The following is a 16,623-nucleotide window of genomic DNA, read 5'->3' on the forward strand; positions in this document are numbered from 1 at the left end:
CCCGTCACTCGTTTCTCGGGGACCACCAGGCCGGATCGCCGTCGGCGAACCCCGGACCGACGCCGCGAAACGTGCCGATCTCACTTCCGAGCTGCGATCCGCACTTCGACTTCCAGGTGACGCTCACCGTGGGCTTCACCGTGGCCGCGATCGGCGTCCGACCTGCGAATCCGCAGGCCGTCGCGCTGGCGGGCCTCAGCAGCCGGGCGGAGGAGATCAGCAGGAGACGCAGCCTCACCGAGGCGCAACGACTGCGTGGTGAGCTGGACATCGGATTGGCGCAGGCCCTGCGGGTCGCCGACACCGGCGTCGAAGCCTGGGGATTCTGTGCCGAGATCGAGGTGGACCCGGACCTCCTCGCCGCGGTGGCCGGTCGGCAGCAGGCCCGGCGGAGGGCGGCCGTCGGCGAGTGGGAGGAGGCGGAGCGTCGAAGCAGAGAGAGCCGGATGCGCACGTTGATCACCGACCCGCTCCAGGCGACGGCGTGGTGGTATGCGGGGCATCAGGATCAGCCGAAGGAGCTCGCCGAGGTGGCGAAGGCCTTCCAGCAGGTGTCCGAGCTCGTCACTCCTGCCCGACCGGAGGTCGCCGAGACGGCGGGTGGTCTCGTCGACGAGCTCGTCCAGACGGCGGGGCCCGACATCGGCTTCCACGTACGGAGCACTCTGCGGCGGATCTTCGCCGGCTACCATCGCGACGATCTCTGTGCCCGACTCGATGCCCTACCGGTGACCGAGGACTGATCGGACGACCGCCGTCTGTGCCCGCGCTCGGCTCGTGCCGCGGCGCTTCTCACTGCGTGGACCGGCCTCCCGCGACACTCGGGACGCGGTCACAGACGGCGTCGCCTCCGCTGGTGGGCGCCCGCTCAGTTCCAGATCGCGTCGGCCCACTCGGGGTGGTCGATGAACGGGTTGCGGTTGCCCTGGAAGTCGTCGTAGACGACCTGGTTTCGCCGCTGCTCGAAGGCGTCGGGCGGGTCCTCGGCGTTCCAGTCGAGCAGCACCGAGGTGCGGCCCATGTAGGGCCGCGAGCCGTTGGACACGGCGTCGTTGAGCTCGAGGTCCGCGAAGCCGTCGCCGCCCTCGTAGCGCACGGCCATGTAGAAGATCATCCGGGCGACGTCGCCCTTGACATCGTCGCGCGGCTCCCAGGAGTCGTGGTCGGTGAGGTTGCCCGGTGCTCCCGGCACGGGCGAGCCGCCGTTGTCGAAGTCCTTGTTGCCGCGCGCGGAGTTCACCTGCACGTCGGTGGGGCGCAGGTGATGGATGTCGGTGCCGGGGCCGGTGGCCGTGCCGAAGTCGCCGTGAGACTTGGCCCACACGTGTTCTCGGTTCCACTGGCCGACGCCGCCGCCGTTGGAGTTCTTGCTCTGCGAGCGCCCGCTGTAGAACAGGATCACGTTGGCGGAGTTCGCCGGGTCCTCGTCGGTCTTCTTGAGCGCGTCCCAGACCTGACTGTAGGACAACGTGGCGTTGGTGCTGATGATCTCGTGCAGCTCGTCCTTCAGCGCGTCGCCGGTGAGGCCGAGCGCCGAGCGGTAGTACGTCTCGTCGTAGTCGCCGGGGTCGGTGGGCGGCTCGGTCGGGGGCTCGGTCGGGGGCTCGGTGTCGCCGACTGGCGAGAAGGCGGTCGGGGAGGTCAGGCCTGGGTGCGCGAAGTAACTGCGCAGCGGACCGGTCACGTCGAGCCTGGTCCCGAGCAGGTCCGGATTGGTCCGTAGGCCGAATTCCGCACGGAACGACGCGGTGATCTGCACGTACAGCATCTCGGACGGGTCGGTCTCGGCGGCCGAGTCGGCGAGGGCGAGCGCGTAGTCGGAGGGGAACCCGGAACGCACCACCGTCGTGGTCGCCGTCGGCTGTCCCACCACATGCCCACGCACGGTGCCGGTCCCGCCCTGCCGGGCGATGGCCTCGGCGACGGTGAGCTGGTCGGCGGCGACCGCGGCACCGGGCACCTGGAGTGCCACCACCGCGGTCACGACGCCGACCAGCGCGGCTAAGGACCGCCATCTGTTGACACGGTTAGCTTGCACGACGCTTGTCCTCTCCCCAGAACGCGCGACGCCCTGTTGGCGACGCAGCGTGACCACTCAGTGGCAACTCTGGGAAGGCTGTCAGAAAATGACCACCCGTCAGTGAAGTTTGAGCGGCGTTTCGATGTCGGCACGGTGACGGCGATCCCACTCGCCGCGCCTGCCGAGTCCACAGTGTCCGCCGAACGGATGTGCCGACCTCCGACCGGGGACGGGGCGACGCGCCGTGCGGCGGGCTCTCGCTCCCCGCCCCGCCGGTCGCCGTCCTCGACAGGCGGGCCGCCGCGCGACCTGCCGTCGTGGCGGCGGGTCCACACCGCGTGTCGCGGCCTCCCGGGAGAGGTGCTCCCGCCGCCCCGCGAGATCGACCCGAGATAGCCGGCGAAACCCACGGCAATAGACTGACGGCTTTTTCCGCGGCCGCGATCCCGATCTGTCCAGCGTATTCCCAGAAGACGGCCCGAAATCCGGCATGACCGAATACCGGAGCGCCCGAGGGACACCACGCGGACTCGGCTGGAGCGGACGCCGGACACGGGTGCGCGGACAGGCGGCCGCACCGGGACGACGAGACCGCTCACGCTCGACGCCACGCCGTCCTACCGCCCGCGCACGCGGCGTGTCGCAGATCACCGACCATTGTGGACTCGCGGGGACTCACCTCGGCCTCACCTGAGCGAGGAGCCCGGCCGAGACGGGCGCCGACCTCGCCGTCGGACGCTCTTTCCCTTTCGTACCCCGGGAGTTGCCCCTTTGTACCCTGTCGACTCTCGGGTATACCTGGGAGCAGGCATTCTCACCTGAGCCCGGACTATCTTGGCCCACGCTGGAAGTCTAAGGTCTATCTCGTTCCATCCCCCATCACACTTCACCGGAACCGACCCGGTCCGAGCGCGCTCCGGACGGTGGTCGGCGAGCCGGGTGTGCGGGGACGAGAACGCAGGCATCGGGGTAGGACAGACCGCGAAGGGAACCGATGAGCGACTCCGAGTTCGTAAGCGGCACCGCCATGGCGCCGATGATGATGACGCAGGACAGCGTCGCGGCCACGCAGACCATGAAGGAGGCGAGCGTCGCCTCCGAGACCGCCGACTTGCAGCCGATGATGACCGCGGCGCGGGTCACGCAGCTCACCGCGCAGGTCGACACGCTCCGGAAGAGCATCGAAGCAGGCGACCTCTACCTCGACCCGGCCGCGGGCGAGGAGATCAAGGCGATGCTGCAGGAGCAGATGGAACGGGTCGACGGCTGGTTGGAACGTGCCAACACGCTCGCCCGTCGCGCGCCGTTCGGTGCCAACCCCGTCGGCGAGGCGATGGGCCTCAAGTTCGAGGACCGCGCGGCAGGCGAGGGAATCTCCTTCCGCAGCGTCTTCACCCCGTACCGGGAGGTTCTGGAGGACGCCCACGAGGCCGTCAGCCAGGCGATGAACCTCTACCAGCAGATCGAGCAGGACAACGTCGACTCCTTCAAGAGAATCCGCCCCGACGAGAACCAGGCGGTCTGACCCGCCGCACCGAGCACGGTCAGGAGCGACGTGGGCGGGTCCGGCGCCGCGCCCGCGCACTTGCTGATCAACGACTCGTGGATGCCGCCGCGCCGCCCCGGTGCCGCCGATGGTGACACCGCCGCGGTCGCGGCGCCGGCATCGAATCCCCCTGTAGCGAACCTCCTGTAGCGAGAGGCGATCATCCGATGTACGTAGAAGGCTCAGCAGCGCCGCGAGGCGAGGAGAGGGCCGTCGGCGCCCCGGCGCCGGAGAACCACCTCATGCTGACGGACACGCACAACTGGAGCTCCTACAACCATCGGACGCTCTACGAGGCGGTCCACGTCGACAATGATCCGGGCGCTGCGGGGGAGCTCTCCTCGGAATGGCAGCAGATCGCGAGCGAGATCTCCGAGGCCGCACAGTCGATGGGGGATCGACTCGTCGCGGTGGAGGACGGCTGGACCGGATCGGCGGCCACGGCCGCGCGAGGCGCCATCACGCAACTCGCGGAATGGAGCAACGAGGCGTCGGTGACCGCCGCCGACGTGGGATACAAGATCGCCGGACAGGCTCAGATCATGGAGACCGCCCGGTCGGCGATGCCGGAGCCCGTCGAGTTCGACTACGAGGACATCCTCACGAGGGGCTTCGCCACCGGCGGGCTCGTGGGCTTCGCGGCGGCGGTCGTCGATGTGGAGCGCAAGAGCGCCGAGGCCAACTCCGCGCATGAACAGGCCGTCGCCGTCATGTCCACGATGGAGTCGGACTCGCGCGGCATCGATCAGGAGACGCCGCAGTTCAGTCCGCCCCCGAATCCCATCCGGGGCACCATGACGGCGGCGGGCACCGCGCCGATGGGGCTGATGGGCGAGCTGTCCCCGATGCAGCAGGGCACCCCGGCAGGCGTCCCGGAACTCGACACGCAGCTCGCGAGCGGCGGAATGCCCGGCGGTCCCGGCGGCGTGCCCGGAATGCCCGGCGGTCCCGGCGGCGTGCCCGGCATGCCCGGCGGCCCCGGCGGGATTCCCGGCGGACCGGGCGGCGTGCCCGGCGGGCCCGGCGCGATTCCCGACATCCCCGGCGGCGCGGGCGGTCCCGGCGGAGCGAACGGCTTCGGCGGTCCCGGCGGCGGTGGCGCGCCGTCCACCCTCGGCGGCACGCCGCCGAACCTCGCGCCTGCGGCCTCGATGCCCGACACCTCGAACTTCCGTCCCAACGTCCCCGGCGGCACGGGCATGAACCCGGCGGCCATCCCCAACATCCCCGGCGGCGGTGGTGCGGGCGGCGTCGGCGGCATGCCCTCCATCGGCGGGTTCGGCGGCGGCACCCCGCCCCCGATCACTCCGCAGAGCGCACCGAGGATCTCGCCGCAGGGCATGCCCGACATTCCCGACATCCCGGGAGCCAACCGCCCCGGCGGCGGCACCGGCGGGGGAATTCCCGGCAGCGGGTCGATTCCCGGCATCGGTGGTGTGCCCGGCGCGACCATGCCGCGCGCCAACCAGGGTGGCAGCGGTGGTACCGGCGGTCGCCCGGCCACTCCGCAGATCCCCAACATTCCCGGCGGCACCGGCTCGATGCCCGGCATCGGAAGCGGTGGCCCCGGCGGCGCGGGCGGTCGTCCGCTCACTCCGCAGATCCCCAACATCCCCGGCGGCACCGGCTCGATGCCCGGCATCGGAAGCGGTGGCCCCGGCGGCGCGAAGGGCTTCGGACCCGGCAACATCCCGAACATCCCCGGCGGCACCGGCTCGATGCCCGGTGGCGGTGGCGGTGGCGGCATCGGCGGCGGGGCCCGCGGCTTCGGCCCCGGCGGTGTGCCCAACATCCCCGGCGGCGCGGGCGGCTTCGGTGGCGGCGGTGCGGGCGGTTTCGGTGGTGGCGCGGGCGGCGGCGCGGCCTCGAACCTGGCCGCAGGAGGAGCGACCGGAGTCGGCGGCACGGGCGGCGCGGGCCGGATGGGCGGCATGCCCGGCGGCATGGGCGGCGGCGCGGCAGGCGGCGGCATGGCTCCCGGCATGGCCGGTGGCGGCGGCGCACCCGCTCGCGGCGCTCAGGACACCGAGGACAAGGAGCACCGGCCTGCCGCGTACCTCCAGGGCGAGAAGGTCTTCGAGCGCCTCGGCGACGACCTGCCACCCGCGGTGATCGGTGACCGGAAGCCCAAGAAGCAGGGATGACCGGCCGTCGAGAGCACACCCGAGAGTCGGTTACGGGAGAAGGACGATGAGCGAGACTGAATTCGTGTTGTCGGCCCGGCAGTTCGAGTTCGTATGGACTGACCTGGGCCTCGGCCGGATCCCCTATCCGCTGGACGTTCCCAGCAGCGGCAAGACCATGGCCGAGCGGGTCGAGCTCAAGGCCGAGGCGTATCGCGAGCTGGCGGAGCGGGGCCTGGTCACCGACGGCACGGTGTCTCCTGAGCTGACGTCGTTGCTGCGGCTGCTCTCGCAGCCCAGGCTGTCGGTGGACGCCGTGGGCCACATCGGACGTCCGCTGCGGGCGTTGGCCGCGACCGATCAGGAACTGGGTGTGCTCGCGACGCTGGCCGGCGACGAACTACGGATCGGCGAGATTCGTCCGACCTCGCTGGCCCGCTCCATCGTCGGCGTGCTTCCCGCCAAGGAGGCGGGGCCGGGCTGGGCCATGTCGGCCCCGCTGCACGCGCTCACCGCGGCGGTGGAGTCCGACGAGGACGACGATCCCTGGGGCAGCGACGACGATGACGAGGAACGGGCGCTGCGGAAGGCGGGCATGAGCGCCGAGGACGCCGCCGCGCTGGCCGAACTGGCGGCCAACCGCAAGGGCGGCGGACAGTTCGGGGTGACGGTGGGCGGGGCGACGCAGCGACAGGCTCGCCGCTCCGCCACCCTGGTCACCTGGTTCGACACTCACCAGGGCCGATACCTGATGGTGCGTGAAGACGAGTGGCTCAGCCTCGCTCCCGCCGACGGCGAACGCATCGAGGGGCGGGTCATGGAGGTGCTGTCCCGCGCCGCGGGCACGCCCACGGGCCGGTGACGACGCCGACCTCGTGACCGCGGCCGGGCCCCTGGCTCGGCCGCGGTCACACGAACCGATGTCCCAGCAGTGTTGATGGAGGTTTCACATGACCGGCCCCGGCACGGGCGCCTTCGCGGGCATGGGCAAGGATCCCGCCGAGATCGAACAACGGATCGGGCAGTGGGCGCAGGGCCTCGCGGAGAAGGCACAGCGCTACCAGGCGGCTCATGTCCAGACCGAGCAGCTGCGGCTGAGCGCCACCAGCAGCGACGGCGCGGTGACGGCGACGGTGCGGGCCGACGGCAGCCTGACCGACCTGGTCTTCAGTGAGCGCATCCGAACGATGCCGCTGCCCGCGATCGCCAGTCTGGTTCTGTCGACCATGCAGCGCGCCCAGGCGGACATCGCCACCCAGGTCGGCGAGACGATGTCTGAGCATCTGGGCGACGAGGACGCCGAGACGCGAGCCGAGCTGTTGGGCAACCTCCGGGAACGCTTCCCCCAGCAGCCCGACGAGGACGAGGACGCCGCCGACGAAGAGGCCGGCCGAAAGTGGGAGTCGATCGAGTCGAGCGAGGAGGCGGCTCCCGCGCCGGCGCCGAGTACACAGGTACCGAGTGCGTCGGCGCCGCCCGCGGCCGGCGTCCAGCCGCCCGCGGCATCTCCGCAGCGGCCGGCCCCGTCACGTCGTAGGACCGACGAGGACGACGACTTCGACGAGGAGTCCGACCCGCTGCGGGACTGACGGCCGTATCGATCGCACACCGACCGGGGCGAAGGATCGATCACCGCCACGGGTTCGTGAAAGGAATCCACGATGAGCGAGGCCTACGACGTCGTGCCGGAGGACCTGGTGGCACACGCCAGTCATCTCGACGCGCTGACCGACCGGCTGAACACGGCGATCTCCGCGGCGGAGACCGTCAGCATGTCCGACGACGCCTACGGGCTGATCTGCCAGTTCCTTCCCCCGATCATCAACCCGATGGAGGAGGAGGGCATCACGGCGCTGAACGCCGCGGTCGAGGGCATCACCACCAGCGCGGAGAACGTCCGTGCGACGGCCGATCAGTACCTCGACACCGACGACGCGAACCAGCGGTCGTTCAAGAACATCACCATGGACCACATCCAGCCGCCGGAGTTCGCGGGCGGTCCGGGTCCGAGCGCAGGCGGCGGCGCGCCCGCGGCATTCCAGCGGGCCGACATGCCCGCGCAGAACGTCGTTCGCAACGACTACATCGCAGCCGAACACGCGTCGCGGCAGAACCTCGGCGAGCCCGTCCGCGATGACTACCCCACGGCTCGACACACGCCGCAGCAGGTCGGCGAACCCGTCCGCAACGACTACCCGACAGCCCAATACACACCACAGCAGGTCGGCGAACCCGTCCGCAACGACTACCCGACAGCCCAATACACACCACAGCAGGTCGGCGAACCCGTCCGCAACGACTACCCGACAGCCCAATACACACCACAGCAGGTCGGCGAACCCGTCATTCAGGACTCGGCGGTACTGCGCGCCAGGGCCGAGGCCGCCAATGAGGCACGGTTCCAATAGCGTGTGAAGCCCGCCGGCGCGGGGGCCTGGCTCCCACCGGTCCCCCGCCTCGCCTCAGCGACATCGCCTGGTCGATCCGCAGCACCCGGCACCCGCGCGCCGCACGCGGCTGTCCATGTCACCGCGCCCGGCTCGGCGCCGACTCAGACCAGGTAGAACGTCAACAGGTCGGCGCGGACCGGCGGGAACAGCACGCCCATCAGGTCGGCCCTGGGTCCGGGGTAGACGTCGGGGTGCAGCCGGGAGAGACCGATGATCCCGTGCGGGCCGAAGAGCAGGTCGGGCACGCGGTCCGGTGCGATGCCCGCTCCCCCGACCGACGCGGGCCACTGAAGCGTTCCACCGCGGGTCATCGGCCCCACGACGCCGTCGGCGATCTCGAACCGCACGTGCGAGCGGAAGAAGGAGAGCACCACCTCGCCGTCGAAGCGTGCGTGATCCGCGCAGGCCGCGAGACGGGCCGACAACACCGGGCGCAGCCGTTCGAGCAGCGCGGCGGGATCTTCGACCCGCAGGTAGTACATCTCCGCGGCGTCCGGGGCGGGGCCGAGGAGCTCGGCCAACGCATGACTCGCGACGGTGCCCCGCCGATCGCCGACCCGGACGGACGCCGAGTTCGCTCCGGCCAGTGTCGTGACGTGCCACAGCAGCGCCCGTGCCGCGGCGGCGTCCACGGCGCTCAACTCGCCGAGGTGGACGTCCTCGCTCGGCGGGGTGCTGCGTCCGGTCGCCACCGGCAGGCCGTCGCGCTCCACGATCCACTGTGTGCTGCCGTCGCGGGCGAGCAGCCAGCGCAGGCACTCCGGCGAGTGCGGCATCCGCAGGTCCGCGTCGGCCTGCGCCGCGTCGCTCAGGGTGGTGATCGCGTCGACGTCGTCGAGCACGGCGGGGCGCACCCGATGGTCGGGCTCCGGCGGCGGCGCGGTGTGCACGGGCCGCACGGGGTGGTAGGGGATCGCGTAGGAGTAGCCGAACTGGCGGTAGAAGTAGGGAATGCCCAGCATCACCTGTGCCAGATGGCCGCGCCGAGCCGACCGCTCGTGTGCCCAGGCCATCAACGCCCGGACGAGTCCCCGGCCCTCGTGATCGACGCTGGTCGCCACGAGTTCCACCTGCCCGGCGGGGATGCGGACTCCGCCGAGGATCAGCTCCTCGTCCAGGAGGGTCGCGGTGGACACCACTCGACCCTCCGCGGTGACGACCACCGCGCAGGAGTCCCATCCCGCGGCGGAGTCCTCGACGATGAGACGGAGGTCGACGGCGTCGGCGGCCTCGCCGCGTTCGGTGAGCAGTGCCTGGATCTGGTCGAGGTCGGCCGCGGTCGCACCGCGCAGCACCAACCCTTCGGGCAGGCGAACGGGCTCGGCGGGTGCGGTGCGTCCTTGGTCCACCGGAAGGACTCTGTCGGAGAACGGCCCGGCGCACCACCGATTTTCCGGCGGGGCGAACGGAGGCCGCCGGCCGGCGATCCCGGTCGGTGAGTGAGGCCGGACGGCACCGGCGGACCCGCGGGCCGGGCCGGCGGGCGCCGGATCGCGCGGGCGGCGCGGAAAACCCTTGGGTCTCCAGGCGGTTCCCTGTCATAGTGCGACTCGACGATGCGGTGATAAGGGGAATACGGGTGACGTCCACGTGGTTGTCCGGTCGGCTGGTGCGGCTGCGGCCGATGGAGCCGGACGAGGTCGAGTCGCTGTGGCGGTGGAACCAGGACCCCGAGGTGATGCGGTGGCTCACCGCGCGCTATCCCGAATCGCTCGCTCAGGCTCAGGCGCGGGCGGCGGCTCGGCCGGTCAACAGCTACTCCTTCCTGCTGCTGGGCATCGAGGTGATCGCCGACGGGGCGCTGGTGGGCGTGGCGATGCTGGTGGACGGAAACCCGGAGACGGGTCGCGCGGAGCTGAACATCTATCTCGGCGAACGCGATCGCTGGAACTCCGGTTACGGCACCGAGGCCGCGCGACTGCTCTGTCGCTACGGTTTCGACCAGATGCGGCTGCACGCCGTCTCGTTGTCGGTCGTCGCGGAGAACGAGGCCGCCCGGCACGTCTACCGCAGGCTCGGATTCGTCGAGGAGGGCCGGATTCGCGACGGGTTCCGCCGGGACGGCCGCTGGCACGACATGATCCTGATGGGCATGTTGGAGGGCGAGCTGCGCGACGAGGAACCGGCGGGCGACGTCGACGGCTGATCCCCTCGCCGCGCCTGCTCTCGTGCCGCGGGCGCCCCTGAGACCCTCAGGCCGCCCGACCCAACGCGGCTCCGACCAGGACCAGCCGAAGCGCCCGCTCCGTGGCGTCGGTGACCAGCTCGGCCGCCCTGGCGATCGCCTCGGAGAGCTGCACCGGTGCGGCGAGGATGCCCGCGAAGGCGTCGATGCCCGCCGCGTAGTTGTCCCGTGCGCCGTCGCCGATGGTGCCCGCGAGGGCGATCACCGGTCTGCCGTACGGCTTGGCTCGGCGCGCGACCTCGGCGGGCACCTTCCCTCGTGGCGTCTGGAAGTCGATCGCCCCTTCGGCGGTGATGACGAGGTCCGCCGCGGCCAGTGCGGCGTCGAGGTCGACATGGTCGAGCATCACCTCGAACCGAGGCCGCAGGCGGGCGCCGAGGACACCGGCCAGCCCGGCGCCCAGACCTCCGGAGGCGCCGCTGCCCGCCGCCTGTCCCAGCTCACGTCCGCAGTGGGCGGCCAGGACGGCGGACCAGCGGTCCATCGCGGCGGCCAGGTGCTCGGTCCGCTCGGCGTCGGCGCCCTTCTGCGGGCCGAACACCCGTGCCACACCCGAGGAACCGGTGAGCAGGTTGTGCGGATTGCAGGCCACCACCAGGTCGGTCTCGGCGAGCCGCGCGTCGAGTCCCCCGACGTCGATCCGACGTACCTCGGTCAACGCGGCGCCGCCCGATCCGATCGCGCGGCCGTGGACATCGGTGAGCTCGACGCCGAGCGCCTGTAAGGCACCGGCTCCCCCGTCGCAGGTGCCGGAGTCGCCGCAGCCCACCAGGATGCGACGACAGCCGTGATCGAGCGCGGCGAGGAGCAACTCGCCGACGCCTCTGGTGGTGGTGCGGCCGGGATCGCGATGGGCGGGCGGCACGAGGCGCAGCCCGGCCGCGGCGGCCATCTCCACCACGGCGGTCGGTTTCCCGGACCCGCCGAGCACGGCGAAGTGGGCGTCGACGGGGGTGCCGAGCGGACCGGTGACCGTCACCGGCACCACCTGGCCGCCGGTGACGCGGGCGAGGGTGCGTGCCGACCCCTCGCCACCGTCGACCAGCGGGATCGAGTCGACGAGCGCGTCGGGCACGACGCGGCGCACGCCCGCCTCGATGGCCTCGGCCACCGACTCGGCGCTCAGCGACTCCTTGAATCCGCTCGGGGCGATGACGATGCGCAGCGGAGCGGCGGGGTTGACGAGGGCCATGGGTGCCTCCTTGCGGGGATGAGTTCCGGTGGGGGTCCGGCCGTGCGGGACGACCGGACGAGGGGCACGCGGTCGTCGGGGGGCGCCGCGCGATGCGACGGGCGGCGGGGACGCCGCCGACCCGGGCCGCCGTGCGGCAGCCGCGCGGGGCGGTCATCGCAGCGGGAGCCCCAGGTGCGGCCAGACGAACCAGGCGAAGCCGAGCACCAGGGCCGCCAGCAGCGGTGCCAGCAGCGCCGACAGCCGCAGCAGATCGCGGCGGCCGTAGCCGGGGAGGCTCCCCAGGTCGGCGAACATCGCCACCGGCTTCGCCGAGGACGGGAGGGTGTGACAGAAGCCGGCGGCGGCCGTGGAGGCGAACGCCACGGCGGCGGGATTCAGGCCGAAGACCACGGCGGCGGGCACCAGCAGCGGAACGAGCACGGAGGATCTCGCCGATCGAGACTGCAACACCAGATGAGCCGCCGTGCTCACGACCACGACCAGCGCCAGGAACCCCGCCGCCGACGCCTCACCGGCGGCGACGCCGTTCAACAGGGTGCCCATCAGCCAGTCGGCCGCGCCGGAGTCGAGCAGCGCGCCGCCCAGCACCGCCGTGGCGGCCATGAACAGCAGCAGCGACCAGGGCACCGAACGCAGCGCCGGGGAGAGCGACACGGTGCCCACTCCCGGGGCGGTGACGGCCAGCGCTCCGATCAGGGCGATCAGCGCGGGTTCCACGCCGTGCCAGGTCTCGGTGCACCAGGCCAGGACGATGAGACAGACGAGCATCGCCACGCTCTTGGCGCGTCGGTCTGCTCGTGGCGGCGTCGAGCCGCCGTCGGCGACGAGATCGACCTGTCGGAGGACCAGCCGCCGTCGACGATCGGCACGCCTGGTCATCAGCAGCAGCACCAGTTCGGCCGCGAGATGCGAGCCGACCACCGCCAGCGGCAGTCCCGCCAGCAGCCAGCCGCCGAAGTCGATGCCCTCGCCGGTAGCGGTCCGCAGCACCTCGACGGTGATCAGATGCGCACCGGCCCCGGTGAGCGTCGCCACGGCCGACAGCAGGATCACCGTGGGGATCAGCAGGGACAGGGCCCGCACGACCCGCTCCCGGCCCGGCAGGGCCCGCGCCACCGCGAGGAACACCGGCAGGGCGAGCGCCGCGCGCCCGGACGTCGCGGGCACCAGCAGCGCGCTGACCACGAGGGCGGCGGTGAGCAGGTGCGCGAGGCCGCGCACACTCCCGGCCCGGGTCAGCAACGCCACGGCAAGACGGTCGGGCAGGCCTGCGGCGGTGAGGGCCGCGGCCAGGACGAAGGCGGCGATCAGCAGCCAGATCACGCCGTCCCCCAGCGCGCCGAACAACTCGTCGGGCCGCAGCACGCCGAGCAGCGTGAGGCTCAGGGCGGCGGCCAACGACACGAAGACGTCGTCCCAGCGAGTGCACGTCCACGCCAGGACGGCCCCTGCGAACACCACCAGGGTGATCCGCCCTTCGGCGGGGAGACCGGCCTCCGGTCCGGGAAGCACCAGGTACAGCAGCGTCAACGCTCCCACGGCCAGGGCCGTGGGCGCGATCGCGCGTGTCCGCCCCCGCCGAGCCCGCGCCGAGTCCGGACCGTCGGATCGCGGGGCGGTTCCCGGCCTCCTGGTGGCCGGGGCGGCGCCCGTGCGACGGGCCGCCGGTCCGCGCGGCGGCGTGGTCGCGTAGACGGTGAGCGGCGGCTCCCGGTCCGTGTCGAGTTCGGTCACGGCGACCAGCGTCTGTCCGCAGGCTGATGTCACGGTGAACGGATCATGAAGGAGTCTTCATCCACCGCTCGGCCCGCCGGGCGCGCGGGTCGGGCGCCGTCGCCTGCGGCACGGGCAGCCGGGTCGCGGGGTCTCGGTCGAGGAGGCGACGAGCACCCGACCGTCCGAAGCGGACGGGTGCGTCCGAGGCCCTCGGGTGGGCGCGGTGACCCCCGCCCCTGCTCGGCGGTCCGAAGCCGTGACTCGGGAGCCCGTGACTCGGAGCCCGGATCGAGCAGCCGTCATCGGATGCCAGGGCGGCGGCGCACCGCCGGAAGAGCCGCCGACGTCGGACGTCGAACGGGGTCGGCGAAGCCTGCGAGGCTCGTCCGCCTCCGAACTCGCACCCGCGCTTCGCGAACCGCCGCAGCCGACCGAGCCGGCCCGTGCGTCGACCGGCGACCAGGCCGGCCCGCGCTGTTCGGCGACCGCGACGCGACCTATCCCCGACGCCGAGCGAACACCGGCACCGATCGACTCGCACTCGGCCGCCGCACGGAACCGGCAGGCCGCCGCGCGGGATCAGTGAAAGCGGTAACCCATGCCTCGGACGGTGGCGATGCGGTCGGCGCCGAGCTTGCGACGCAGCGTGCGCACGTAGACGTCCACCACGTTGGAGCCGGGGTCGAAGTCGTAGCCCCAGACGTGCGACAGGATCTGCTCGCGGCTCAGCACCTGGCCCGCGTGCCGCAGGAACAGCTCCAGCAGCGCGAACTCGCGGGCGGTGAGGTCGACGAGCCTGCCGGGCAGCCGAGCCCGGCGCGTGCGCAGGTCCAGCGAGAGGTCCCCCGCGTGCAGCACCGACAGATCCGGTACGCGGTCGACCGACCGCAGCCGCAGCCGCACCCGCGCCAACAGCTCCTCGAAGCGGAACGGCTTGGTCATGTAGTCGTCGGCGCCGCCCTCCAGACCGGCGACGGTGTCGTGCACCGAGTCACGGGCCGTCAGGATGATCACCGGCAGCGTGATCCGGCCGCGCCGCAGCGCCCGCAGCACGTCGAACCCGTCGCGGCCGGGCAGCCCGATGTCGAGGACCATCAGGTCGTGGTCGCCCGAGCTCGCACCGGCCAGCGCCGCCTCCCCGTCACCGACGACGGTGGTCACGAACCCGTTGGCCCGCAGGCCCTTGTCGATGAACGCGGCGATGCGTGCCTCGTCCTCGGCGATCAGCACGCGGGTCATGCCCGGCCTCCCTCGTCGTGACGTCCGTCGCCCCCGTCGTCCTCGATCGGCCTGGCGGGCAGCGCCAGCCCGAAGGTGGCCCCGTCTCCCGGTCGCGACACCAGCTGCGCCCGCCCGTGGTGCGCGTCCGCGATCGCGGTCACGATCGCCAGCCCCAGGCCCGCGCCGCCGACCCGTTCCTCCCCCGTGCCGCGGGTGAACCGACGGAAGATGCGTGGGGCGTCCTCCGGCCGCACGCCGGGGCCGGTGTCGGTGATCCAGAACGACGCGGTGTCCTCGGTCAGCGCGGAGCCGAACCGGATGACGTCGCCGGGGCGAGTGTGTGCGACGGCGTTCTGTGCCAGTTGCAGGACCGCCTGGGTGACACGCTGCGGGTCCAGCCAGGCCTCACCCTCACCGATGGCCTCCAGGAGCCAGCGGCGGTCGGCGAGACCGCGCAGCTTGATGTCGACGTCGCTGCTCAGCTCCGGCATCGACACCCAGGACGGCGTCACGAAGTCCGGCTGCTCCGACTTCGCCAACAGCAGGAGGTCCTCGACCATCCGTGACATGCGATCGAGCTCGTCGGTACAGATTCGGACGGCCTCCGCCCGTTCGGCGGGGTCGTCGCCGAGCAGCTCCAGGTGGCCCCGAACGATGGTGATGGGCGTGCGCAGCTCGTGGCTCGCGTCGTCCAGGAACTCCCGCTGTGTCCGGAAGGCCCGTTCCAATCGGTCGAGCATCGCGTTGAACTGTTCGGTCAACGCGGCGATGTCGTCCCGTCCGTGCACCGGCAGCCGATGGGTGAGATCACGCTCGGTGAGGGCGGCCGCGGCGAGTCGGACCTCCCGGACCGGGGCGAGGATCTGCCCGGCCACCAGCCGGCACACCCCTGCGCCGGAGAGCAGTGCCCCTGCCCCGACGAGTGTCAACGCCCGTAACGTGTCGTCGGCCTGCCGTCGGGACGGCTCGACGAGGTATCCGGTGACGAACCAGGCCGCAGGCTCCTCGGACTCGCCCGCGTCGACGGGCAGGGTGCCGACCTTCGCCCAGCGCAGCTCGCCCGCCGAGGTGTCGGCGCTCCCCGAGGGCGCGGGGTCGGCCACGATCGAGTGCAGCAGTTCGTCGGGCAGGGCAACGTCTCGCATGGACTCGTGCGGCTGTCGCACCGCGTCGAGCCCGTCGGGCCCCGCCACGATGCCGATCAGCGTCTCGTACTCGTCCGGATACTGGGCGCCGAGATAGAGGTCCAGCAGCGCCGCAGGGTCGGTGACGACGGCGCCCGCGCGGTCCCGTCCGACGGCGGCGAAGGCGGCGTACTCGCGCGACTCCTGGTTCAGCACGCGCGTCACGCGCTGGTCGACGTCGTTGAGCAGCAGCTGCCGGACGACCAGGACGATCGTGATCAGCCCGGAGGCCATCACCAGGACCAGCCAGGCCATGATGCGGACCCGCGCCGAGAATCCGCGACGGCGGGCGGCCGAACCGGGCGGGGCCGCGGTCGCCGAGGAGTGCGTTCCGGGGGCCCCGGCTGTCCCGAGCCGCGGCCGCGCCTGCCCGGATGGGGATCGAGCCTGCCCGGCCCGCGGAGCGTCCGTCGGTGCCGAGCCGTCATCCGCCGTCGGCGAGCCGATCGACGCCCCGCCTGTTCGATCGGATGCGAGGCGAGCGGGCTCAGTCATCCGCGTCATCGTCATCGTCGTCGTCGGAATCCGACCGGTCGTCGTCATCGTCATCGGGATCGGCGTCCACCGGCGGCGGCTGCCGGGTGGGCGCGATCCCGTCCTCGGTCGTGCCCGACCCGTCGCCGCCGCCGTCGGAGCCCGCGTCGCCTGCACGCGAGTCGTCGGAGCCCGAGTCCGCGGGCCCCGAGTCCTCGCCACCCGCGGAGTCCGGCCCGGCACCGTCGCCCCCGGCATCGTCCTCGAAAGCCGAGGATGGCCCGCCCGGCCCACCCTGGGGCGCCGACTCGGCGGCGTGGCCCGGCGACGAGTACGACTCGCCGATGCGGACGACGTCCGGATGCGGCGGCGGCGCGGTCGGACGGTCGAGCACGCTGATGGTCGCGACCGCGCACAACGGCAGGGCCAGGGCGGCGACCAGGGAGAGCACCGTGGAAGAGCGGCTCATGTCCCGGACTCTGTCAGACCCCGGACACCCGAGACTGAAG

General features: G+C 72.2%; 14 protein-coding genes. 7 read left to right on the forward strand and 7 right to left on the reverse strand.

All coding sequences use genetic code 11. From position 1 onward, the window contains the following. Positions 1 to 71: 71 nt before the first annotated feature. Positions 72 to 743 (forward strand): hypothetical protein, encoded by a 672-nt coding sequence (locus AHOG_RS19335; protein WP_157736918.1) that lies wholly within the window; start codon positions 72 to 74, stop codon positions 741 to 743. A gap of 125 nt (positions 744 to 868) precedes the next feature. Here AHOG_RS19335 and AHOG_RS30570 read toward each other — a convergent pair whose 3' ends face one another. Next, entirely contained in the window at positions 869 to 2,095 is a 1,227-nt protein-coding gene (locus tag AHOG_RS30570) for an endonuclease (RefSeq protein ID WP_376700073.1), read from the reverse strand. A 919-nt stretch (positions 2,096 to 3,014) separates the two neighbouring features. On the opposite strand from AHOG_RS30570, the gene AHOG_RS19345 reads away from it, so the two are divergent. The 5 genes from AHOG_RS19345 to AHOG_RS19365 all read left to right on the forward strand — a co-directional run bounded on the left by AHOG_RS19345 (position 3,015) and on the right by AHOG_RS19365 (position 8,097). Beyond that, on the forward strand, positions 3,015 to 3,545 hold the full coding sequence (locus AHOG_RS19345) for a hypothetical protein (RefSeq protein ID WP_093942601.1): 531 nt from the start codon (positions 3,015 to 3,017) through the stop codon (positions 3,543 to 3,545). Between the two features lie 263 nt (positions 3,546 to 3,808). Next, complete coding sequence (locus AHOG_RS30285; RefSeq protein WP_169725887.1) at positions 3,809 to 5,710, forward strand: PPE domain-containing protein; 1,902 nt, start codon at positions 3,809 to 3,811, stop codon at positions 5,708 to 5,710. 46 nt (positions 5,711 to 5,756) lie between these two features. Next, positions 5,757 to 6,551 carry an ESX secretion-associated protein EspG gene (locus AHOG_RS19355; RefSeq protein WP_093942603.1) on the forward strand — a complete coding sequence of 265 codons (795 nt, stop codon included), beginning with the start codon at positions 5,757 to 5,759 and terminating at the stop codon, positions 6,549 to 6,551. Between the two features lie 88 nt (positions 6,552 to 6,639). Next, on the forward strand, positions 6,640 to 7,278 hold the full coding sequence (locus AHOG_RS19360; RefSeq protein WP_093942604.1) for a YbaB/EbfC family nucleoid-associated protein: 639 nt from the start codon (positions 6,640 to 6,642) through the stop codon (positions 7,276 to 7,278). A 72-nt stretch (positions 7,279 to 7,350) separates the two neighbouring features. Continuing rightward, positions 7,351 to 8,097: a type VII secretion target gene (locus AHOG_RS19365; protein WP_093942605.1), complete on the forward strand. Its 747-nt coding sequence runs from the start codon at positions 7,351 to 7,353 to the stop codon at positions 8,095 to 8,097. Positions 8,098 to 8,240: 143 nt separating this feature from the next. Here the strand turns inward: AHOG_RS19365 and AHOG_RS19370 are convergent, their stop codons facing one another. Further along, positions 8,241 to 9,488, reverse strand: coding sequence for a GNAT family N-acetyltransferase (locus AHOG_RS19370; protein WP_245856327.1), 1,248 nt, complete (start codon positions 9,486 to 9,488; stop codon positions 8,241 to 8,243). Positions 9,489 to 9,718: 230 nt separating this feature from the next. Here AHOG_RS19370 and AHOG_RS19375 point away from each other — a divergent pair, with 230 nt between their 5' ends. Beyond that, positions 9,719 to 10,285 carry a GNAT family N-acetyltransferase gene (locus tag AHOG_RS19375; protein ID WP_342746036.1) on the forward strand — a complete coding sequence of 189 codons (567 nt, stop codon included), beginning with the start codon at positions 9,719 to 9,721 and terminating at the stop codon, positions 10,283 to 10,285. Between the two features lie 46 nt (positions 10,286 to 10,331). On the opposite strand, the gene AHOG_RS19380 is transcribed toward AHOG_RS19375, so the two are convergent. The 5 genes from AHOG_RS19380 to AHOG_RS19405 form a co-directional block, all read right to left on the reverse strand. After that, positions 10,332 to 11,516, reverse strand: coding sequence for a glycerate kinase family protein (locus tag AHOG_RS19380; protein ID WP_093942606.1), 1,185 nt, complete (start codon positions 11,514 to 11,516; stop codon positions 10,332 to 10,334). Between the two features lie 153 nt (positions 11,517 to 11,669). Next, entirely contained in the window at positions 11,670 to 13,253 is a 1,584-nt protein-coding gene (locus AHOG_RS19385; protein ID WP_245856328.1) for an SLC13 family permease, read from the reverse strand. Between the two features lie 561 nt (positions 13,254 to 13,814). Beyond that, complete coding sequence (locus AHOG_RS19395) at positions 13,815 to 14,474, reverse strand: response regulator transcription factor (protein ID WP_093942608.1); 660 nt, start codon at positions 14,472 to 14,474, stop codon at positions 13,815 to 13,817. Next, on the reverse strand, positions 14,471 to 15,895 hold the full coding sequence (locus AHOG_RS19400; RefSeq protein ID WP_093942609.1) for a sensor histidine kinase: 1,425 nt from the start codon (positions 15,893 to 15,895) through the stop codon (positions 14,471 to 14,473). The genes AHOG_RS19395 and AHOG_RS19400 overlap by 4 nt, the downstream gene beginning before the upstream one ends. A gap of 232 nt (positions 15,896 to 16,127) precedes the next feature. Beyond that, positions 16,128 to 16,583 (reverse strand): hypothetical protein, encoded by a 456-nt coding sequence (locus AHOG_RS19405; protein WP_157736919.1) that lies wholly within the window; start codon positions 16,581 to 16,583, stop codon positions 16,128 to 16,130. Positions 16,584 to 16,623 lie beyond the last annotated feature (40 nt).

It is taken from the genome of Actinoalloteichus hoggarensis (genome assembly GCF_002234535.1).
Classification (GTDB): domain Bacteria; phylum Actinomycetota; class Actinomycetes; order Mycobacteriales; family Pseudonocardiaceae; genus Actinoalloteichus_A; species Actinoalloteichus_A hoggarensis.

Bases quoted from the DNA above. Each gene is read 5' to 3' on its own strand.
- AHOG_RS19405 (WP_157736919.1), bottom strand. From the start codon at position 16,583: ATGAGCCGCTCTTCCACGGTGCTCTCCCTGGTCGCCGCCCTGGCCCTG.
- AHOG_RS19400 (WP_093942609.1), bottom strand. From the start codon at position 15,895: ATGGCCTGGCTGGTCCTGGTGATGGCCTCCGGGCTGATCACGATCGTC.
- AHOG_RS30285 (WP_169725887.1), top strand. From the start codon at position 3,809: ATGCTGACGGACACGCACAACTGGAGCTCCTACAACCATCGGACGCTC.
- AHOG_RS19380 (WP_093942606.1), bottom strand. From the start codon at position 11,516: ATGGCCCTCGTCAACCCCGCCGCTCCGCTGCGCATCGTCATCGCCCCG.
- AHOG_RS19345 (WP_093942601.1), top strand. From the start codon at position 3,015: ATGAGCGACTCCGAGTTCGTAAGCGGCACCGCCATGGCGCCGATGATG.
- AHOG_RS19355 (WP_093942603.1), top strand. From the start codon at position 5,757: ATGAGCGAGACTGAATTCGTGTTGTCGGCCCGGCAGTTCGAGTTCGTA.
- AHOG_RS19395 (WP_093942608.1), bottom strand. From the start codon at position 14,474: ATGACCCGCGTGCTGATCGCCGAGGACGAGGCACGCATCGCCGCGTTC.
- AHOG_RS19360 (WP_093942604.1), top strand. From the start codon at position 6,640: ATGACCGGCCCCGGCACGGGCGCCTTCGCGGGCATGGGCAAGGATCCC.
- AHOG_RS19365 (WP_093942605.1), top strand. From the start codon at position 7,351: ATGAGCGAGGCCTACGACGTCGTGCCGGAGGACCTGGTGGCACACGCC.